Genomic DNA, 20,485 nt, shown 5'->3' on the forward strand with positions numbered 1-20,485 from the left:
CCGGAAGCTAAGCCCACCAGCGCCGATGGTACTGCACTCGAAGGGGTGTGGGAGAGTAGGACACCGCCGAAATCAACTTCGGAGAAGGCCCCCAACCAGCCGGTTGGGGGCCTTCTTCTGTTTATCAGCGCACCGCGGCGGCGGCGTTCACGAGACCGTGTCCGTAGAAGCTGGTCTGCTTGCCGCTGACCGTGCAGGTCGCGTTCGGCTTGCCGTCGCCATCCGGGTCATAGACCTCGGGACAGGGCAATGGCGTCGCGTCGGCGAACAGTTCACGCTTGATGCGCTCGGCGGACCAGAATGGGTGCCTGCTGACGATCAGGGCGGCGACGCCCGACGTGTGCGGCGCAGCCATGGAGGTTCCGCTGGCAGCCCGGTACTGACCGTTCGGCCACGTCGACCACACCCGCACGCCCGGAGCACCGACCGCGACCGGGCCAACCGCGTAGTTGGAGAAGCTGGCCTTCTGCAGCTTCTCGTCCACGGCGCCCGAACCGACGACGCCAGGGAGCTCGTGGGGCAGGCGGATACAGCTGTTGTCGATCTCCCGACGGACCGGCGTGCTGTCCCGTGGGCTCTCGGTGTCCACCGAGCGTTTGGTGAGGTCGATCCCGGCGTTGCCGGCAGATGCCACCACCAGCACGTCACGTCGCTGCGCGTAGGCGACGGCGCGTCCGATCGCCGTGGTGATGGCAGCCTGGTCCGGGTGGCTGGGGCAGTTGTAGTACCACGGCATCGTCCGGTAGCTGTTGCTGGTGATCTGGAAGCCGTGTTCCGCGGCCCAGACGAAACCGCACACCACCGCGTCGGCGGTCTCGGTGTCGTCCCGCTCAGCCAGCTTGACCGCGGCGAGGCGGACGTCCGGTGCGATGCCCAGCACGCCGGCGCCGTTGCGAGCCGCGGCGATCGTTCCGGCCACGTGCGTGCCGTGGCCGTCCAGCGACGGCCGCCACGCACCCGGGCTGCGGTCGGCCCAGCCGGACAGGCAGGACACGGATTGCCTGCGGTCGACGGCCCGGGTGAGGTCGGGGTGGGTGTCGTCGACCCCGGTGTCCAGTACGCCGACGGTGACGTGCCTGCTGCCGGTACTGGTCTGGTGCGCTTTGTCGACGCCGATCGCCGGAACGTCCCACGCGGTGCCCTCGGGCGGCACGTCACCACTGCCTGGCGAGCCCGGCCCGGTGTACTGGACGTCGCGGCGCGGAGCGAAGAACTCGACAGGGACCTTCGCGGTGCGGGTCGCGCCGACGGAGTCGATGCCGCGGGCCTGGCGGAGCCGGTCCGCGAACCCGTCGTCGGGTGAGAACGCCACCAGCACACCGATCTGCGGGTATGCCGACACCACCGTGCCGCCCGCGCGGCGGATGGCGTGCTCGGCCAGCCACGCCCGCAGCCGCCCGGTACCGGTGACCACGACGTACGGGGTCACCAGCTGGCCGGGTGGCGCGGTGATGGCCGGGGCGCTGGTCAGTTGAAGTGTTTCCTCGTCCGGTTGCGCGGCCTGCGCGGGCGGTGCGAGGAGTGCGGCAATCGCCGCCGTCGTGCAGATCGCCGAGATCCACCGTGTTCTGTGCATCGGCTCAGCCTAAGCAGCGGCCGCCGCTCCGGCTGCCGACGAATGGCCCTACCGTGGACGTATGTCCGCGACACGTCTGCTCGTCATCCAGCCCGACGTCACCGACCCGGTCGGCCCGCTCGGTGACTGGCTCGTGGGGGCGGGCGCCGAACTCGACATCCGGCTTCCGCCGAGCGACGACCTGCCCGGCTCGCTCGACGGTTACGCCGGCCTGGTGTGCCTCGGCGGTGGGATGGACGCCGAGGACGACGGCAACCACCCGTGGCTGCGTGACGTCCGCCGCCTGCTCGCCGTCGCGACGACCGCGTCACTGCCGACCCTAGGCATCTGCCTCGGGGCCCAGCTGCTGGCGGTGGCGACCGGCGGTGACGTGGCCAGGGGCGACAGCGGTCCCGAGGTGGGTGGCTCGCTCGTGTCCAAGAAGGACGTCGCGTGGACCGACCCGCTGTTCGCCGACCTGCCGCTGGTGCCGGACGTCATGCACTTCCACCAGGACTCCATCACGCGGCTGCCGCCCGGTGCCGAACTGCTCGCGTCCGCTCCGCTGTACCCCAACCAGGCGTTCCGGCTGAACCGCTGCGTCTACGGCGTGCAGTTCCACATCGAGACGACCACGGAGGTGGTTCAGCGCTGGGCAGCCGAAGAGCCGGCTCTCGCCGAGTTCGCCCGCCCCGGAGCGCTGGACTCCGACACCCTCACCAAGGTCCACGCCGACATGGCCGAAACCTGGCAGCCCTTCGCGGCCCGCTTCGTCCAGCTGGCCGCCGGCAAGATCACCCCGCCCCCGGACCCCCGCCGCTCCCTCCCCCTGGCCTGACCCGCACCCGAAGTGAGAGCAAGGGAGCTTTACTACCCTTCTTCGCTAGTAAAGCTCCCTTGCTCCCAGCTGCGGCGCGGCGAGAGGGAGGCGGCTACGGTGAGGCGTGATGGTTGAGCGATCCCGGCCGACGGCCTCAGTCGCGCGGTTCGGCCTCACCGACGACCGTGCCGCACAACAGCTGCGCGACGCCGGCTGGTGGTCACAGACGGGCCCCGCCGACGGCGTCGCCGACCTGCTGATCGCCCTGTCCCGCACCCCCGACCCCGACCTCGCCCTGCACGGCGTCGACCGGCTCAGGGAAGCCGATCCAGCCGGCTGGGCCGAGCTCGACGCCGAGCTGCGGCAGAACGCTGGCCTTCGCGGCCGTCTGCTCGCCGTTCTGGGCACGTCCACCGCCCTTGGCGACTACCTGGTCGGCGGCCCCGGCAGGTGGCGCCACCTCGACGGCGACGGCCAGGTGCCGGACCACTACACCGAGACCCTGCGTGAGGCCGTGACGGCCGAGGACAGCACCGGTCCGGCCACGCAGCGGCTCCGGACCGCCTACCGCGGCCTGCTCATGGAGATCGCGGCCGCCGATCTCGGCCACGTCGTCGAACCCTCCCTCGAACCGCTTCCCTACACCGAGATCGCCGGTCGTCTCACCACCCTCGCCGAAGCGGCCCTGCGAGCGGGGCTCGTCGTCGCCGAACGGGAGGTCTCCTCCTCGGCCGAGGCGCGGCTCGCCGTGATCGCGATGGGCAAGTGCGGTGGCCGCGAGCTGAACTACGTCAGCGACGTGGATGTCATCTTCGTCGGCGACGGCGATCTTCAGGTGGCCACTCGCATGGCGACCTCGATGATGAACGTGGTCGGCACGGCGTGCTTCGAAGTCGATGCCGCACTGCGTCCCGAGGGCAAGGCCGGCGCGCTCGTCCGGACCCTCGACGGGCACGCGGGTTACTACCGCCGTTGGGCACGCACCTGGGAGTTCCAGGCGCTGCTGAAGGCGCGGCCGATCGCGGGCGACGCCGAACTCGGCCGTCAGTACACCGAGCTGGTCGGGCCGATGGTGTGGGCCGCGGCGGAGCGGGAGAACTTCGTACCCGACGTCCAGCGGATGCGCCGCAAGGTGGAGGGCCACCTGCCTCCCGAGCTCGTCGAGCGGGAGCTGAAGCTGGGCCGCGGCGGGCTGCGCGACGTGGAGTTCGCGGTTCAGCTGCTGCAGCTCGTCCACGGCCGGGCGGACACGGCATTGCGGTCGGGATCGACCATGGAGGCGCTGACCGCGCTGGGAGCCGGCGGCTATGTCGGCCGTGCCGACGCCGCCGAGCTCAGCGCGTCCTACGAGTTCCTGCGCACGATCGAGCACAGGCTCCAGCTGCGGCGGCTGCGGCGCACGCACCTGTTTCCCGAGGACAGTGACACCGCCGAGCTCCGGTCGCTGGCCAGGGCCTGCGACATCCGGCCGGTGCGCGGTCGGCCGGAAGCGGAGATCCTGCAGGCCGAGTTCCGGCGCCACGTCCAGCGCATCCGCCGGCTGCACGAGAAGCTGTTCTACCGGCCGTTGCTCGACGCCGTCGCCAGGGTGCCGACCGCCGCGCTGCGGCTCACGACCGAACAGGCCGCCAGCAGGCTCAACGCACTCGGCTACGCCGCCCCGGACGGCGCGCTGCAGCACATCAAGGCGCTGACCTCGGGGGTGTCCCGGCGGGCGTCCATCCAGCAGGCGTTGTTGCCGGTGTTGCTCGACCTGTTCGCCGACACACCGGACCCGGACAGGGGGCTGCTCGCCTACCGGAAGGTGTCGGAGGCACTTGCCGACACACCGTGGTACCTGCGGGTGCTCCGCGACGAGGGTGCCGTCGTCGAGCGGCTCGCGTTCCTGCTGGGTACCTCGAAACTCGTGCCCGACCTGCTGGTGCGCGCGCCCGAGGTGCTGCAGTTGCTCGGCGACCCGGACCGGCTGGCGGGCAAGTCGCCCCGGGAGGTGGCGACGTCGCTGCGGGCGACCGTGCGGCGCCAGCCAGGGCTCACCGCCGCGGTCGCGGCCGCGCGGTCGTTGCGCCGGCACGAGTTGTTGCGGGTGGCGTGCGCCGACCTGCTCGGGCTGCTCGACGTGCCCACCGTGTGCGCAGCACTGTCGAGCGTGTGGGCGGCGGTCCTGCAGGGGGCGCTGGCTGCCGCCGTGCGCAAGCGGGTGGCCGACACCGGTGCCGAGCCCGCCGCCATCGCGGTCATCGGGATGGGCAAACTCGGCGGCGAGGAACTCGGGTACGGATCCGACGCCGACGTTCTGTTCGTCTGTGAGCCCCGGGACGGCGTGTCCGATCACGACGCCGTCAAGTTCGCGTCCGGTGTCGCCGAGAACGTGCGGCAGATGCTGGGGGCGCCGAGCCAGGACCCCGCGCTGGAGGTGGACGCGAACCTTCGGCCCGAGGGGCGCAACGGTCCGCTGGTGCGGACGTTCGAGTCCTACCGGGCCTACTACCAGCGCTGGGGTGAGGTGTGGGAGGCGCAGGCGCTGCTGCGGGCGCGGTTCGTCGCCGGGGACGGGGATCTGGGGGACCGGTTCGTCGAGATGATCGCGCCCATCCGCTACCCGGAGGGCGGCCTCGACGCCGGCCGGGTGCGTGAGGTGCGCCGGATCAAGGCCCGGGTCGACACGGAGAGGATGCCGAAGGGTGCCGACCCCACCACCCACACCAAGTTGGGCCGCGGCGGGCTGGCCGACATCGAGTGGACGGCGCAGCTGATGCAGCTGCGGTACGCCCACGAGTATCCGCAACTGCGCACCACCTCGACCACCGGTGCGCTGGCGGCGCTGGTCGACACCGGCCTGGCTGACGCCGGTGACGTCGATACGCTGTGCGAGGCGTGGTCGCTGGCGACCCGGGTGCGCAACGCCACGATGCTGGTGCGGGGGAAGTCCCACGACCAGGTGCCCGGGTCGGGCCGGGAGCTGGCTGCCGTGGCGCGGGTCCTGGGTCACCCCGCCGACGACGATCCGGGGGAGTTCCTCGACGCCTACCGCCGTACCACCCGCCGCGCCCACGCCGTGGTCGAGCGCCTCTTCTACGCCGACCCAGCCCACCCATGAGGGAGCAAGGGAGCTTTGCTACCGAAGAAGGGTAGTAAAGCTCCCTTGCTCTCACTTTGGCGGCGGCGCGGCGGCGGGCACCTAGAGTGGGGGACGTGAGTGATCGTGAACCGTTCCAGGTGCGGATCAAGGTGCGGCATTACGAGCTGGACACCCTCGGCCACCTGAACCACGCCGTCTACCACTCGTACGGGGAAGTGTCCCGGCTGGAGCTGGTCGAGAAGGCCGGCGGCTACGGCTTGGAGGAGACCGGGCTCGGGCCGGTCCTGCTCGAGTCGCACATCCGCTACCGCAGGGAGCTGCGGGGCGGCGACGTCGTGGACGTCAGCTGCGACACCACCTTCGGCGAGGGCAAGATTTTCCACATGCGCTCGGTGATCACCAAGGTGGACGGCACCGTCGCCGCCGAGATCGACTGCACGCTGGGGCTGATGGATCTGCGGCGGCGCAAGCTGGTCGACGACCCGCGCGGCCACTTCGAACGCGCGGGGATGGATCTCAAGATTCTCTCGACATCCGAGTAGGACCGCGTGAGTCAGCAGCTGCGGTCACACTGAGCTGAAGTTGCTATACAGGAACCGGGGTGGCCCTGCGGATCGCCGTATCGTCCGTGCCGAAGAACAGCCCACCCGCCCGTCCGGATCTGTGTCGGGCAGGGGACAGGGTGCAGGTCATGGGTGCCCGGCGCCACGGTCGCACGCGAACATCGGCACCACCTAGTGGAGTGCCATCATGGGTGGATGAGCCCCGTTAGCAAGGGACGGAAGCGAAAGCCCGGTAATAGGGCGCGGAAGACCGGAACACGCCGCGAGCGTCCAGGTGTGTCCGCCTCGCCGTTAGAGATGAAACTTCCGGAACACGGCGTCGACGTGGCGGCCTACCTCGAAGATCTGCCGCCGCAGGCGTCTGTGGACGAGATCCAGGAGGTTCTGGACCGCCGTATGTTCGTCATGCCCTATTACGGCACGACTATTCGCGGCGAGGATTACCCGAGACTCAACCCAGCCGATCCGGACGAGCGTCGTCTGCTCATCGAGGGCGAACATCCTGAATACCATGATGCGCTGGCGGACCCGGCCTGGGATGGTGAGATTGACGGTGTCAATCCTCGCCTGCACCTGGCGATGCACGAGGTGATTGCGAACCAGCTGTGGGCTGACGATCCACCCGAGGCGTGGCGGGCCGCGCGTCGGCTGCGCGGGCAGGGGACGGACCGGCACGATGTGCTGCATGAACTGATGGGTGTGATGGTTGAGCATATGCATCCCACCGTGGTGCGGCATGAGCCGTTCGATCCGGAGGCTTACCGGCGCGCGCTGAACGGGCTCGGCGGTGATTCCGCGGCGGTCGCTGGGCGGCCGCCGAGTCACAAGACCTACCGGATCAAGGTCAGTATCGCGGGCAGTGAACCGATGATTTGGCGACGCCTGTCGTTGCCCGGTGACACGACACTGGACGTGCTGCATCGTGTTATCCAGGTCGCGTTCGGCTGGGAGGATTGCCATCTGCATGCGTTCGAGGCGAAGGGCAGGCGCTACGCCGCCATGACCTACGAGCCGTTGGAGGGTGCGTTGGACGAACGCGCTGTGACGCTGGCCGAGCTCGCTCCCCGCAAGAGCAGCCGGCTGCGTTACACCTACGACTTCGGGGATGACTGGGTACACGACATCGTCGTGGAAGCCACCGAGCCGATGCGTGGTGAACCGACGGTGGTGTGCCTGGATGCCGGGCGAGCCGGGCCGCCTGAGGACAGCGGTGGTGTCTGGGGCTACCTGGATCTCCTGGAAGCGGTCGCCGACCCCGCCCATCCGGAACACGACGACCGCCTGGAGTGGCTTGGCGAGGGGTTCGATCCGGCCGCAGTTGACCGCGACGCGATCAACGCGATGCTGGCCGCGTGCGGGTCATCCATGACCGGAACAGCGCTCTGACCTGCGTTCCAGCAAAATCAGAGCCGCGCTCCTGTGCAACTGCTCAGCGAGTCCGGAAGCAGAGCTACGTGATTGCTGACTGATCGCCGGCACCGCAAGCTGCGCCGTCATCGCGGCTTGGTGAACACCTTCCGGGCGAATCGCTCCTGCGGCCAGAAGGTGTCTCCCAGCATCAGCTGATCGAAAAGCACGCAGACGGTTCCGGGAGTGTCCTCGGAATCCCACACGGCCGACACGTCTCGGCCGCGTTCGTTCCCGTGCCTGCTCAGCCAGTAGATCCTGTCTCCCGGCCTGAGCATGTAGGCCATTACGATCTCCCGGTTTGACGACATGCGAGTACTCGGTTTTCCGACCCGCGCGTCAAAACCGTATTCCGCCGTAGGCCGCGGGCATCGCCAGACGATCCGGAACTGCTCGTCGATCGGCAGCGCAGGCGCACCTACGTGTACTTCTTTGATCAGGTAGAATGTGACGAGCTGACGTCCCTTGTCCGACATGTCGTGCCACGGTTTCGAGAGTGCTTCGGCATATGCCTCGGCATCCGACTCCAACTCCGTGGCGGTGGTAGCCAGGCTGTGGTCGGTCGCGGTTTCGGTACGAAGCTTCTGGATCGACCGGGGCAACGCGTCGGGTTCGACCCAGAGACGGTGTGCAACCCGTCTTGCCACGTAATTGTCACGTGCATCGAGGTTGGTTCGAAGTGGCGGATCGCCGGCGGCGGGTTCGCGAGCCCACCGAGCCGCGTCGAAGCAGGCCGCCAGCCACATCGCCTCGGCCATGTCCAATATTGTGTTCGCCACTACAGGCGTGCCAGGAAACAGGTCCGGTAGACCATCGAGATGGAGATGCTCAGGACCGATGTGCTCCGGATGCCAGTCGAGATCGCTGTGGAGCAGGGTTGCGAACCCCTCACCACGGCGCTGCCAGAAGATCAGATCTTCGCCGTGCACGTTCACATAGTGTTGCACGATGTCCGACGGGCCGAATTCTACGCCCGCCATTTCGCCCAACTGGGCCTGGATGGTCCGGTTGCCGCGGTAGCGGCCCAGGTAACCTCTGACCTTGGCGACGAAGTCCGCCATGGACCCGTCGTCCAACTGCTGGTCCCGGCTGATGGTGATCGTCTTGAGCACCTTGCCGTCACGCCTCGCCGCCAGCAGTTGCTTGGTGGCATTGGCCCAGTAGAGACCGTCGGTATCCGGGTCGTGCACAACACAGAGCACCGGGATGTTGCCATCTGCCCAGGTGCTGCCGTGGTCACCGACCGGCACGGCGTACCCGCCGGCCCGGCGCCATGAACGACCGCCCTTGACCTGGATCTTGACCACGTCGCCGGTGACCTCGCCGTCCTCGGTGAACGTGACGTGCTGGTCCTCACCGAAGTCGTTCTGGCCGTCCACCTCTTGGACGATGTGATTGTGTCGCTCCAGGAGCGTCCGCAGCACGTTGACTGCCGCACGGCTGGGTCTGCGAGCGTCAGGCACCTTCGGCAACGGCCCCTCCATCATGGTACGCGGCGACCGGGCGGATGGTTCGCGGCGATTGGGGATGTTCGGAGGGTAGCGGTTACTGACTCATTTCAGTACGTCGGCCGTTGTTTGGGGTGCGGTAGGAATAACCATGGCCCGCCAGCGAGATCGGTGGCGGGCCATGATCTTTGATTCAGGGGCCTGGGGACCTGACCTGCGCTAACGCGGGTCAGGCCACTGTGGCCGTACGCAACCCTTACACGTCGTAGTAGAGCGCGAACTCGTACGGGTGCGGCCGCAGGCGCAGCGGGTCGATCTCGTGCTCCCGCTTGAACGCGATCCAGGTCTCGATGACGTCCGGGGTGAACACGCCGCCCTCGAGCAGGTAGTCGTGGTCGGCCTCCAGCGTGTCGAGCACGGTGCCCAGATCACCAGGGACGAGCTTGACGTCCTTGGCCTCCTCGGGCGGCAGCTCGTACAGGTCCTTGTCAATCGGCTCCGGCGGCTCGATCTTGTTCTTGATGCCGTCGAGGCCGGCCATCGTCATCGCGGCGAACGCCAGGTACGGGTTGCCCGACGAGTCCGGGCAGCGGAACTCGACGCGCTTGGCCTTCGGGTTGTTGCCGGTGATCGGGATGCGAACACAGGCCGACCGGTTGCGCTGCGAGTACACCAGGCTCACCGGCGCCTCGTAGCCCGGAACCAGGCGGTGGTACGAGTTGATCGTCGGGTTCGTGAACGCCAGCAGGCTGGGCGCGTGCGTCAGCAGACCGCCGATGTAGTGCCGCGCGGTGTCGGACAGACCGGCGTAGCCGGACTCGTCGTGGAAGAGCGGCGCGCCGTCCTTCCACAGCGACTGGTGGCAGTGCATGCCCGAGCCGTTGTCACCGAACAGCGGCTTCGGCATGAACGTCGCAGTCTTGCCCGCGCCCCACACGGTGTTCTTCACGATGTACTTGAACAGCTGCAGGTCGTCCGCGGCGTGCAGGAGCGTGTTGAACTTGTAGTTGATCTCGGTCTGGCCCGCGGTACCCACTTCGTGGTGCGCGCGCTCGAGTTCGAAGCCCGAACCCATCAGGTTCAGGGAGATCTCGTCCCGCAGGTCGGCGAAGTGGTCGACCGGCGGCACCGGGAAGTAGCCGCCCTTGAACTTGGTCTTGTAACCGCGGTTGCCGCCCTCCTCGTCGGCACCGGTGTTCCACCAGCCCTCGACCGAGTCGATCTCGTGGAACGAACCGTTCTCGGCGGAGTCGAAGCGGATCGAGTCGAAGATGTAGAACTCGGCCTCCGGGCCGAAGTACGCCGTGTCGGCGACACCCGACTCGGTGATGTACTGCTCGGCCTTGCGGGCGATGTTGCGCGGGTCGCGGCTGTAGGGCTCACGCGTGAACGGGTCGTGCACGAAGAAGTTGATCGACAGCGTCTTCTGCTTGCGGAACGGGTCGATCCGGGCCGTCGCGGCGTCCGGCAGCAGGAGCATGTCGGACTCGTGAATCGACTGGAACCCGCGCACCGAGGAGCCGTCGAAAGCCAGACCCTCCTCGAAGGCATCGTTGTCGAAGGCCTTCGCAGGGAGGGTGAAGTGCTGCATCACGCCCGGCAGGTCGCAGAACCTGACGTCGACGAACTGAACGTCCTCGTCGGCGATGATGCGCTGGACATCGTCTGGAGTAGTGGACACCCTCGGTAACTCCTTCGTGTTCGTTCTCCGCGGCATGACCTGGCGCGCGTTAGGCTGTTCGGTCACGCTAAGAGCGCGGTGTTGCCCGACCGTCACCCGTATGTTTCGCGGGTGTTAACGGGTCGTCCGTCGGCGGACAGTCGACCAGGGCGAACGGGTCGCGCGCCAGCGGCATACCCTGGACGGGTGGCTAGATGGACCGGTGAGTGGCTGCCCGGAACGCGTGAGCAGGAGGGCGACGCGCGAGCGGACCGTTGGCGCGGGGAGCGGTTCGGCCTTCCCGAGTCCGGGGTCGGCGCGATCGCGGCTGGCGGTCGCCGGCTGCTGGGGCTGCTGGTCGACCTGGTGCTCGCCTCGCTGGTGACCTCGTTGTTCTACCCGCCGAAGTTCGACCAGCCCGAGGTCATGCAGACCTTCAACCTGTGGAGCGTCGTCACCTGGGCGGCGATCACCATGATTCCCGTGGCGCTGTTCAGCTTCACACCGGGAATGGCCGTCGTGGGGATCCGGGTGGCGCGGCTGGACGGCGGCGTCATGGTGGGGCTGTGGCGTGCGGTGGTTCGTGGCGTGCTGACCTTTGTGATCATCCCCGCCGCCGTCCGCAACGCGGACGGCCGCAGCCTCCTCGACCGCGCCACCCGCACCGTCGTCATCCGCATGCGCTGACCACGTCACCTCCCGAAGCGCGAGCAGGGGAGCTTTGCTTCCCTTCTTCGCTAGCAAAGCTCCCTTGCTCGCGGCTCGGGGTCAGGCGGCGCGGCGCCAGGGGCGGGCGTGGACCGGCGGAGGTGGGCGGCCTGCCGCCTGCTGGTACGCGGCACGCAGGGCGCGGATGACGCCGAGCGGGTCGTTGCGCAGTTGCTTCGGCAGGATGTGCACGACCAGGATGCCGGCCGCCGCCATGGCCGTGTGTTTGCGCATCGTCCGCTCGTAGCCCTCCGGGTTGAGGTGCCAGTCGAGCGAATCGACCTCGAGCGCGAGTGCGACTTCCTCCCAGTACGCGTCGGTGATGCCGAGAGACTTGCCGTTCGCGTCGCGGATCTCGACGTTCCACTGCGGCGCGGGCAGCTTCGCGCGGCGGACGACGGGCACGGCCCAGGCCTCGGCCGCGGACCGGATTCCCCGCTCCATCTCGCTGATCACCCGGCGGGGCAGCGCCGAACCGATGGTGGTTCCCTGCTCCAGCTCCTTGCGCAGGTCAGCGGGCTCGCACAGCCCGCGTTGAACGGCCTCGGCGATCATGGCGCGGATGTCGTCGAGGCGTTCCATCCGGTGGGCCGCGTCGATGAGGGCTCTGGCCAGCGGTGCGACAGGGACGCCGTCGATGACGGCGGGGTCGGGCGGGTAGATGGTGCGCTCGATGACGGCGAAGCCGCGGGTGGCGACCCGGCGGCTGTGCGGTAGGAGGACGTGAACCCGGTTGTCGGCGGGCAGCCGGCGGAGCCCGTGGAGCCGGGCGGCGGCGATGCCGGTGAGCATGGCGCCCTCGCCGGCGTGGGCGAGCGCCGCCAGGTTGAGTTCGGAGCGAGTCGGAGTCCCGTTGCTGAGCAGGACGACCCCTGGGATGAGCCGACGCCATGGGCCGCTCGGCCGGCACAGGCGGGAGATCATGGAGTGCGACATGCCCAGGGCAACAAGTCTCGCCCGGGGAGCTACGCCTCCCGGGAACAGGCTTCTGAGCGTCTCGCTCGAGTAAATAGGTCTTCGTGGCACACCGTCAGCATGACGTCACCCACCGACACTTTCCGGCGCGTGCTGAATCAAGGGAGCTTTGCTTCCCTACTTCGCTAGCAAAGCTCCCTTGCTCGCGCTTGGGAGGGTGGGTCAGCGGCGGCGGATCGTGCGCTGGACGTTGCGCATCTTTGCGCCCTGGGGCATTGGGCCCTTGGGCATGGCGGCGCCGCGGTTGCCGAGGGCGGCCAGCTTGGCCTCCAGGGCGTCGACCTGGGCGGGCTTGAGGTTGCGGGGCAGGCGCATCAGGTGGCTCTGCAGCTTGCGCAGCGGGACCTGGCCCTCGTCGTTGCCGATGATGACGTCGTAGATCGGGGTCTCGCCGACGAGCCGGGCGACCCGCTTCTTCTCCTGCGTGATCAGGCCCTTGACGCGGTGCGGGGCGCCTTCCGCCACCAGGATCACCCCGGGACCGCCCAGCACGCGGTGCACGGCGTCGAGGTGCGTCGTGGCCGCGACGGTCTGCGTGACCCGCCAGCGACCCCGCAGGTTGTCCAGCGCCCAGGCGGCGGCTCCAGGCTGTCCGTCCGCCTTCGTGTAGACGGTCTTCTGCACGCGACGGCCGAAGATGATCATGGCTGCCAGCACGCCGAACAGGACGCCGATCGGCAGCAGGATCCACTGCATGTCGAAGAGGAAGCCGACCCCGAAGAAGGCTCCGGCGACGACGAGGATGGCGCCGACCATCCACGGGATGAGCGCCTTGTCCTCCTTGCGCTGCATCTTGAACGCCTGGAACAGCTGGCCACGGCGAGCCTTGCTCGCGGCGCGCCGCTCCTTCTTCGCCTGCTTGAGGGCTTCCTTGTCCTGCTTCCCGGCCATATCGACCAGGATACGGGCATGGCTGTCCGAGCCATCTGCGAGGATGCGCGACGTGCGTACCGCAGCCGACTCCCGAACCGACACCGGCCTGCTGGACGGACTGGACCCGGAGCAGCGGGCGGCAGCCACCGCGCCCAGGGGCCCGGTGTGTGTGCTGGCCGGAGCCGGCACCGGCAAGACCCGCACGATCACCCACCGCATCGCTCACCTGGTCCGAGGTGGCCACGTCGCCGCCGGCCAGGTCCTCGCCGTCACCTTCACCTCCCGGGCCGCCGGCGAGCTGCGCAGCCGGCTGCGGGCACTCGGGGTCGAGGGAGCCCAGGCCCGCACCTTCCACGCCGCCGCGCTGCGCCAGCTGCGGTACTTCTGGCCCCGGGTGGTCGGCGGACCGCAGTGGGACCTCATCGAGAACAACAAGCTGCGCCTGATCGGCCAGGCCGCACACCGCACCGGCCTGAGCACCGAGGTCGAGGTACTGCGTGACCTCGCCGGCGAGATCGAGTGGGCGAAAGCGTCGCTGATCGTGCCGGACGACTACCCGGCCGCGGCCGCGCGGCGGCAGCGGGACACACCCGAGCCGCCCACCCGGGTCGCCGCCGTCTACCGGCAGTACGAGGAGCTGAAGAACTCCGCGCGGCTGCTCGACTTCGACGATCTCCTGCTGCACACGATCGCGGCGCTGGAGGAACATCGCGCGGTGGCGGAGGAGTTCCGCGACCGCTACCGCTGCTTCGTCGTCGACGAGTACCAGGACGTCACCCCGCTACAGCAACGCCTGCTCGACGCCTGGCTGGGCGAGCGCGACGACCTCACCGTGGTCGGTGACGCCAACCAGACCATCTACTCCTTCGGCGGGGCCTCCCCGCGTCCGCTGCTCGAGTTCCCCCGCCGCTTCCCGGAGGCGACGGTGATCCGGCTTGAACGGGACTACCGCTCGACACCCCAGGTGGTGGCCCTGGCGAACTCCGCGATCGGCGCTGCCCGCGGCCGCCCGGCCGGCTCGCGGTTGCGACTGGTCGGCCAGCGCCCCGACGGCCCGCCGCCCCGGTTCGTCGAGTTCGACGACGAACCGGCCGAGGCCGCGGCGACGGCCGCCCGTATCCGCGACCTGCTCGACGCCGGAGTGGCCGCCAGCGAGATCGCCGTCCTCTACCGGGTCAACGCCCAGTCCGAGGCGTACGAGCAGGCACTCGCCGAGCAGGACATCCCCTACCTGGTCCGCGGCGGCGAACGCTTCTTCGCCAGGACGGAGGTTCGGCAGGCCATGGTGGCCCTGCGCACCGCGGCGAGCCGTGCGGAGCCGGGCGAGCTGGTTCCCGCCGTCGGCGCGGTGCTGGGCCAGGTCGGTCTCACCGAGCAGCCACCGGCAGGCGGGTCCGCCCGCGAGCGGTGGGACGCGCTGGCCGCGCTGCGTGACCTGGCCGACGAGCTGAGCCGGACGGTCCCCGACATGGACCTGCCGGGATTCGTGGCCGAACTCGACCAGCGGGCTGCGGCCCAGCATCCGCCGACCGTCGCCGGCGTCACCCTGGCGTCCCTGCACGCGGCGAAGGGCCTCGAGTGGGACGCCGTCTTCCTGGTCGGGCTCGCCGAGGGCACCGTGCCGATCCAGCGGGCGGACGGCGACGAGCAGGCGATCGAGGAGGAACGCCGGCTCTTCTACGTCGGGCTCACCCGGGCTCGTGAGCACCTGACCCTGAGCTGGTCGCTGTCCCGAACCGCGGGTGGCAGGAGGCACCGCAGGCGCAGCCGCTTCCTCTACGGCCTGCTGCCGGAGAACCACCCCGCGAGCCGTGTCGCCAGGGCATCCGGCTCGTCCGGGCCCCGCGCCAAGGTGCGGTGCCGGGTCTGCGGGAGTTCGCTGATGGCGACGATCGAGATCAAGCTGGGCCGGTGCGAAGGCTGCCCGTCCACCGTGGACGAGGAACTGCTCGAACGCCTGCGTGGCTGGCGTGGTGCCCGGGCCCGCGAGCTCAAGGTGCCGGTCTACGTGGTGTTCACCGACGCGACGCTGATGGCGATCGCCGAGCAGCGGCCCACCGACGAGCGTGAACTGGTGGCCATCGCCGGTATCGGCGCGACGAAGCTGGAACGCTTCGGCTCGGAGGTGCTCGCCATGGTCAACTCCGGCACGCCTGCGTAGCCGGGCGGGTACGCCCTGTCGTGCGTATCCCCAGTTCAGGGACTATTTTCGAAGATCTTCGGACTTTCGGGGAAAATAAGTTGCCCCCTCCGTGTGGAGGGCAATAACCTGCAAGCACTGGGTGGTAGCGCCTGGGGAGGTTCCCCGCTCGCCGATCGGCGAGACGGGTCGCGGCGAGAGGAGGTGTCAGGGCATGAAGATCTTCACGATGAAGGATAACCCTGGCACCGGTCTGTCGACCGCCGCCGCGCGTATGCGCGATCGCCAGGGTTTCGGCGCGTCCGGTGAACTGCACGCCCGCAATGCCTTCGTGGCTTGCGGTGAGCGCGTGTTCGAGGGGACCGCTGTGGCCGGTGTCGCCGGCCTGGACACGCTCCAGGTTCGCGATGGCGTCCCAGCTCTGTACGCGCCGACCTTCAAGCCGGTCCAGATCCCGGTCCACGTTCCGTCGTCTCCAAGTGAGCGCAGCCCCTGACGCCAGGTCAGGACAGCAGGCTCACGAAGGCCGCGGAACCGTACATCGGATCCGCGGCCTTCGTGTTTTTTCAGTGAGAAACAACCGGAAATCCATCAAAACCGTTACGACACAAGGGAGAACGGGAATGTCTTCGGCATTCGCCTTCGCGTCAGAGAAGGCGGTTTCCGACGAGCTGAACGCCGTTGCCGGCGTCAGTGACCTGCTCGACGCCGTCGCGGCGCCCGAGCTGGACCTGCCGTGCCGGACCGGGGACGCGGACCTGTGGTTCGCCGAGGCCCCGGCCGAGCTGGAGCAGGCGAAGAGCCTGTGCGTCGACTGCCCGGTGCGTGCCGCGTGCCTGGCCGGCGCTCTGGCCCGTCGGGAGCCGTGGGGCGTCTGGGGCGGGGAGATCTTCGAGCGCGGGGCCGTCGTGCCCAGGAAGCGGCCGCGTGGCCGTCCGCGCAAGAACCCCGTCGTCGAGCCCGCCGCTGTCCCCGCGGCCGAGAAGCGTCCGGCCGCCCAGCCGGTCCGGCAGGGGAGCGCGGCCGCATGACCGCCTTCGAGAACGGCCCGATCGCACTGATCGGCACGCACGACAGCAACCACACGCCGGCCGGCCGGCCGAGCGGAGCACCGAACATGTCCAGGGAGATGGCTGAGATGTTGCTTTACGAAGAGCTGGCGCGGGCACGAATACGTGACCTGCACGAGTCCGTCCACGGCCGGCGGCCGTGGGTGCGGGCGCGGTCCCGCGGGCGGAGGTTGAGCCTGCGGGGGCGACGGTCGCACCGGACGCGGTAGCGGCGACCAGTGGCGGGACATGGCTCGGGGGCCATGTCCCGCTTCGTCGTATCCGGGCTGTTCGCGCCCGTCTCGCCCCGGCGGCGCCGGCCTGGGACGCTGGTGGGGTGAGCGAGCAGACCGCCGGACGACCGGACGACACGTGCGGGCGCTGCGGTGCCCGCCGGCCGGCGGATCCGGATTCCACGCTGTCGGCGCTGGCGTGGTCGGCCCAGCACGAGCGCGGCACCGTTCGCTGGCTGTGCCCGGACTGCGCGCGCAAGCACGTCCGCGACATCGAGGCGAAGCTGCCGGACGAGTTCTGGTGACACCCGCGGTCATGCCGCCACCAGGGCCCTGCTGTTGGTGCGGACCCGCGGCCGCCCCCGGCGTGCCGCTCTGCCGAACGCTCTGACCAGCTCGGTGCCGATCAGGTAGGCGTCCTCGTCCTGATCACTGGTCAGCTGGCGAGGCGACGTGGTGACGACGATGACGTCGGCGCCCGCCAGCGCCATGCTGCTGCGTGATCCGTTCCCGGCCGGCTCGGTGCCGAAGCGCCAGCCCATCGCCACCTCGTCCCACCAGGCATCGACCTCGCCGAGCGGCCTGCCCTCGAGGTCCTCGACCTCGACGTTCCACCTCGGCGGCGGCAGTGGGAGGTTCCGCAGCAGCCGCCTGGCCGCGGCGTAGAGGAACGTGCCGGCGGTGCTGCTGAGACCGCGCAGCAGCCGCCGGACCTCCCGCGTGCCACGCTGACAGCCGCGGTCGAGCTCGGCACGGAGCTGGTCGGCCGAGCACAGGCCGTAGTAGATGGGGACGGTCAGCAGTTCCTGCAGCCTGCCGGGGTCGGTTTCGCGGCGCGCGGCGTCCACGACGGCACGCGCGACCGGTGCGACCGGAAGGCCCTCGACGTACACCGGCCGGGGCAGCAGGGTGGTGCGCTCGAGCAGCATGGGATGGGGCAGTACGGCTCGCCGGTACTCGGGCACGAGCAGGTGGGGAAGGGGCGGTGGAGGCAGCCCCAGACCGTGGGCCTGCAACGCGTCGACCCCGGTGACGATCGTGTCGCGCCCGAGGTGGACGACCGCCGCCCTGACGAGCTGTGCCCTGGTCGGTTCGCTGTTGTGCAGCAGGACCGCGCGGGGAAACAGCTTCCGCCACGGCCCACCGGGGCGGCATCGCCGGTCGATGTCGTGTCTGGACATGCCTCCTGCCCGCAGGTCGGCGGGGGAGACGATCTTGTCGATCGCGGTACCGAAGGTGGCGATCGTGTTGACGGTGCTGAGTTGGGTCATGCCACCGAGAGTGGTGGTCGGGTGGCGGTGGGGAAACCTGTTGGCGGAAATGTGGATGGATCGGTGGCGCGAGTGGCGAACTCGTTCACGAGGACGCCGAGGCTGTGGACAACTCGGCGTCAGCGCGGGTTCACGCCGCGAAACCGGGTTGCCATTGCTGCACAATCGAGCGCAGTTCCAGCTCCGCGTCGAGCTGGCACAGAATGCCCACGGCACCGGCGGTGACCCGGTGGATCATCAACCACTGCGGAGGGAGGTTCAATGAGCGAGCGGTACGGAAATCCTGGCCACGGGTGTCGCCGAGCCTGAGCGCCTGCTTCTGCGCCCACCTGCGCGTGAAGTGGAACCTCTCCCGGGTGAGCGGCACGGTGAACGGCGCGAGGTATGCCTGGATGTCCTCGGCGTCGACCGTCGTGCCCGGCCGCACGAACCCCTCCCGCTTGAGTACGTCCAGCAGCTCGTCGGACCGGCCTTCGAGGGCGAGCCGCATGATGACTCCGAGTGCGGAAGGGGCGCCGTGTGGCAGGCGGGCCACCGCGCCGAAGTCGATCACGCACAGCCGGCCGTCCTCGAGCAGCATGAAGTTGCCCGGGTGCGGATCGGAGTGGAGCAGGTTGGCTCGCGCGGGTGAGGAGTAGTGGAACTCGGCCAGCAGGCGGCCGGCCTCGTTGCGTTGCCCGACGGTGCCGTCGGAGATGATCTTGGCCAGTGGGGTCCCCGTCACCCACTCGGTCACGACCACCTTCGGAGCGCTGGCGACAACCCTCGGGACTAGCACTTGCTGATCACCGGCGAACGCCTTGGCGAACTGGCGCTGGTTCTCGGCCTCGGTCCGGTAGTCGAGCTCCTCGTTCATCCGGTCGCTGAGTTCGGCCAGCAGTGGCTTGATCTCGGTGCCCGGGGCGAGCGCCTGCAACAGCCGGCTGAAGCGCTGGAGCTGACGCAGGTCGCTGCGCAGGGCCTGGTCGGCGCCCGGGTACTGCACCTTGACGGCGACCTCGCGGCCGTCGTGCCACACGGCGTGGTGCACCTGGCCGATGCTGGCGGCCGCGGCTGGCTCGTCGCTGAACTCGGCGAAGCGGTCCTTCCAGGACCGGCCGAGCTGCTCGGCGAGTACCCGGTGCGTCTGCCGGGTCGGCATCGGTGGCGCCGCGGACTGGAGCTTGGTGAGGGCCTCCCGGTACGGGCCGGCGAACTCGTCGGGCACGGCGGCCTCGAACACGCTCAGGGCCTGGCCGAACTTCATGGCGCCGCCCTTCAGGGTGCCGAGCACCTCGAAGAGCTGTTCCGCGGCCTTGGCCGAGAGCGTGGCGTTGACCTGCTCGGCGCTCTGGCCGGTGAGGCGGCGGCCCCACCCGCTCACCGCCCGGCCGGCGATGCCCAGCGGCAGGCTCGCCAGCTTCGCGGTGCGCGCGGCCGTGCGGTGAGGCATGGCGGTCTCGTCGTCGGCGGGGTCGTGGGCGCTGCTGGCGGTGTCGGCTTCGCGGTTCTCCCTCACCCCAGCGATTCTGCCTTGGGGACGCCGAGGCACGCAGCCGTTTGCGGGCGTCTTCGGGTGCTACGTCACACGGCGTACGACGCTGGGTGGCGTACCGGTCACCAGCCCGGTGGAGCGCCGCAGCCACAGGCCGGGTGCGGGGCCCACGCTCGGCGGAACACGGTGGCGTCGAAGTTGTCGATCTCCAGCGTCGCGTTCCACGCCGGCGGCTCCTCGTCGCCGGGGGTGAGCGCGCGCAGGACCTGGCTGGCCGCCAGCGAGGCGGTCGCCTGCGCGGTGGTGAGGTCGGTCCGCTGTTCGCGCCCGGCGAGCTGGCTGGCCACCCGGGGCCACGACCGGTCCCGGTCGGACCGGTGCAGGTCGGCACACCGCAGGCAGCTGCTGCGGCCGGGCATGACCAGCGGGCCGACGATGCCGATGCCCTCGCGGACCCTGACCGGCAGGTGGGGCAGCCCGTCCTGGGTCAGCTCGTGCACGATCTCCGGCGCGGGAACGACCGAGTCGGCCAGCACCACGAGGTCGGGCGACTGCCGCTCGGGAGGGTGCGCGAGCTTGCTGTGCGGGTTGACGCGGTGGATCAGCTCGGCAGCCGCGCGCCGCCGCGGTATGCCGACGTCGGCCCGGGTGTACCCGGAGCCGATGTCGCAGGGCGTGACCAGGCCGGTGGTCCGCAGGTCGAGATAGCCGACGCCGGCCGCGGCGAGGTGGGAGACGACGGCGATGGCCAGCCTGCTGCCCCCGTAGATCCGCACGGCGCAGTGCGCCCTGAGCTCGTGCAGGTCCTCGCTGCTGCACCGGACCCGCAACGGCCACGTGCCGGTCTCCCCGCGCGGCGCGTGCCGGCCGGCGCTCGAGGCGTCCTCGACCAGACCGAGTGCGGTGAGCCGGGTCAGCACCGTCCGCAGCTGCTCGACCCGTTCGCTGCCGGCGAGCGCGAACAGCGACGTCGCCGTACGGGTCCCGTCCAGCTCACGCAGGAGCGGCACCAGCTGCCGCGGCACGCCGCGCGCCAGGACCCCGTGCCGTGGATCGAGGCCCACCTGGACCTCGTCCGCGCCACGTTCGAACACCTCGATCCCAGGTACCAGGCAGGGCCGCCGGGGGATCGACACCGTGTGTGCTGACATGGACACGATCATGACCCAGGCCTGCTAACCAGCTGCTAAGAAGCTCGCTTGTTATCCACATTTTCACAGCCCTGTG

The 20,485-nt window shown here is 69.6% G+C and carries 17 protein-coding genes; 9 read left to right on the forward strand and 8 right to left on the reverse strand.

Going from position 1 to position 20,485, the window contains the following annotated elements; genetic code table 11:
• Nucleotides 1–124: 124 nt before the first annotated feature.
• The gene (locus EWH70_RS34915) at nt 125–1,576 is read right to left on the reverse strand and encodes a S8 family peptidase (protein ID WP_130479884.1); all 1,452 of its coding nucleotides are present in this window, start codon (nt 1,574–1,576) and stop codon (nt 125–127) included.
• Nucleotides 1,577–1,637: 61 nt separating this feature from the next.
• Between EWH70_RS34915 and EWH70_RS34920 the strand changes: the two genes are divergently transcribed.
• The 4 genes from EWH70_RS34920 to EWH70_RS34935 all read left to right on the forward strand — a co-directional run bounded on the left by EWH70_RS34920 (nt 1,638) and on the right by EWH70_RS34935 (nt 7,406).
• Nucleotides 1,638–2,393 carry a type 1 glutamine amidotransferase gene (locus tag EWH70_RS34920; RefSeq protein WP_130479885.1) on the forward strand — a complete coding sequence of 252 codons (756 nt, stop codon included), beginning with the start codon at nt 1,638–1,640 and terminating at the stop codon, nt 2,391–2,393.
• 109 nt (nt 2,394–2,502) lie between these two features.
• Complete coding sequence (locus EWH70_RS34925; RefSeq protein WP_130479886.1) at nt 2,503–5,475, forward strand: bifunctional [glutamine synthetase] adenylyltransferase/[glutamine synthetase]-adenylyl-L-tyrosine phosphorylase; 2,973 nt, start codon at nt 2,503–2,505, stop codon at nt 5,473–5,475.
• Nucleotides 5,476–5,570: 95 nt separating this feature from the next.
• Complete coding sequence (locus EWH70_RS34930) at nt 5,571–5,999, forward strand: acyl-CoA thioesterase (RefSeq protein WP_165436550.1); 429 nt, start codon at nt 5,571–5,573, stop codon at nt 5,997–5,999.
• 297 nt (nt 6,000–6,296) lie between these two features.
• On the forward strand, nt 6,297–7,406 hold the full coding sequence (locus EWH70_RS34935; RefSeq protein WP_165436551.1) for a DUF1841 family protein: 1,110 nt from the start codon (nt 6,297–6,299) through the stop codon (nt 7,404–7,406).
• Nucleotides 7,407–7,513: 107 nt separating this feature from the next.
• Here the strand turns inward: EWH70_RS34935 and EWH70_RS34940 are convergent, their stop codons facing one another.
• Together EWH70_RS34940 and glnA are read right to left on the reverse strand one after the other, a co-directional pair.
• Entirely contained in the window at nt 7,514–8,851 is a 1,338-nt protein-coding gene (locus tag EWH70_RS34940; RefSeq protein ID WP_205669396.1) for a DUF4365 domain-containing protein, read from the reverse strand.
• A gap of 280 nt (nt 8,852–9,131) precedes the next feature.
• Nucleotides 9,132–10,556, reverse strand: coding sequence for a type I glutamate--ammonia ligase (gene glnA, locus EWH70_RS34945; RefSeq protein ID WP_130479888.1), 1,425 nt, complete (start codon nt 10,554–10,556; stop codon nt 9,132–9,134).
• Between the two features lie 186 nt (nt 10,557–10,742).
• Between glnA and EWH70_RS34950 the strand changes: the two genes are divergently transcribed.
• Nucleotides 10,743–11,222: an RDD family protein gene (locus EWH70_RS34950; RefSeq protein WP_205669398.1), complete on the forward strand. Its 480-nt coding sequence runs from the start codon at nt 10,743–10,745 to the stop codon at nt 11,220–11,222.
• Nucleotides 11,223–11,303: 81 nt separating this feature from the next.
• On the opposite strand, the gene EWH70_RS34955 is transcribed toward EWH70_RS34950, so the two are convergent.
• The gene (locus EWH70_RS34955; protein ID WP_240687392.1) at nt 11,304–12,179 is read right to left on the reverse strand and encodes a type IV toxin-antitoxin system AbiEi family antitoxin; all 876 of its coding nucleotides are present in this window, start codon (nt 12,177–12,179) and stop codon (nt 11,304–11,306) included.
• 201 nt (nt 12,180–12,380) lie between these two features.
• Nucleotides 12,381–13,109: a DUF4191 domain-containing protein gene (locus EWH70_RS34960; protein WP_130479889.1), complete on the reverse strand. Its 729-nt coding sequence runs from the start codon at nt 13,107–13,109 to the stop codon at nt 12,381–12,383.
• A 52-nt stretch (nt 13,110–13,161) separates the two neighbouring features.
• Between EWH70_RS34960 and EWH70_RS34965 the strand changes: the two genes are divergently transcribed.
• The 4 genes from EWH70_RS34965 to EWH70_RS34980 all read left to right on the forward strand — a co-directional run bounded on the left by EWH70_RS34965 (nt 13,162) and on the right by EWH70_RS34980 (nt 16,818).
• Nucleotides 13,162–15,252, forward strand: coding sequence for an ATP-dependent DNA helicase UvrD2 (locus tag EWH70_RS34965; protein ID WP_240687393.1), 2,091 nt, complete (start codon nt 13,162–13,164; stop codon nt 15,250–15,252).
• Between the two features lie 193 nt (nt 15,253–15,445).
• On the forward strand, nt 15,446–15,727 hold the full coding sequence (locus EWH70_RS34970; protein ID WP_130479891.1) for a hypothetical protein: 282 nt from the start codon (nt 15,446–15,448) through the stop codon (nt 15,725–15,727).
• 127 nt (nt 15,728–15,854) lie between these two features.
• A complete protein-coding gene (locus EWH70_RS34975; RefSeq protein WP_130479892.1) occupies nt 15,855–16,262 on the forward strand; it encodes a WhiB family transcriptional regulator in 408 nt (135 codons plus the stop codon).
• A gap of 355 nt (nt 16,263–16,617) precedes the next feature.
• On the forward strand, nt 16,618–16,818 hold the full coding sequence (locus tag EWH70_RS34980; protein WP_130479893.1) for a hypothetical protein: 201 nt from the start codon (nt 16,618–16,620) through the stop codon (nt 16,816–16,818).
• Between the two features lie 9 nt (nt 16,819–16,827).
• Here the strand turns inward: EWH70_RS34980 and EWH70_RS34985 are convergent, their stop codons facing one another.
• The 3 genes from EWH70_RS34985 to EWH70_RS34995 form a co-directional block, all read right to left on the reverse strand.
• On the reverse strand, nt 16,828–17,784 hold the full coding sequence (locus tag EWH70_RS34985) for a hypothetical protein (protein ID WP_240687394.1): 957 nt from the start codon (nt 17,782–17,784) through the stop codon (nt 16,828–16,830).
• Nucleotides 17,785–17,914: 130 nt separating this feature from the next.
• Nucleotides 17,915–19,216 carry an ABC1 kinase family protein gene (locus EWH70_RS34990; RefSeq protein ID WP_130479923.1) on the reverse strand — a complete coding sequence of 434 codons (1,302 nt, stop codon included), beginning with the start codon at nt 19,214–19,216 and terminating at the stop codon, nt 17,915–17,917.
• A gap of 164 nt (nt 19,217–19,380) precedes the next feature.
• Nucleotides 19,381–20,409 carry a TOMM precursor leader peptide-binding protein gene (locus EWH70_RS34995; protein WP_240687395.1) on the reverse strand — a complete coding sequence of 343 codons (1,029 nt, stop codon included), beginning with the start codon at nt 20,407–20,409 and terminating at the stop codon, nt 19,381–19,383.
• Between the last annotated feature and the right edge of the window lie 76 nt (nt 20,410–20,485).

Source organism: Amycolatopsis suaedae (assembly GCF_004214935.1).
Lineage (GTDB): Bacteria > Actinomycetota > Actinomycetes > Mycobacteriales > Pseudonocardiaceae > Amycolatopsis > Amycolatopsis suaedae.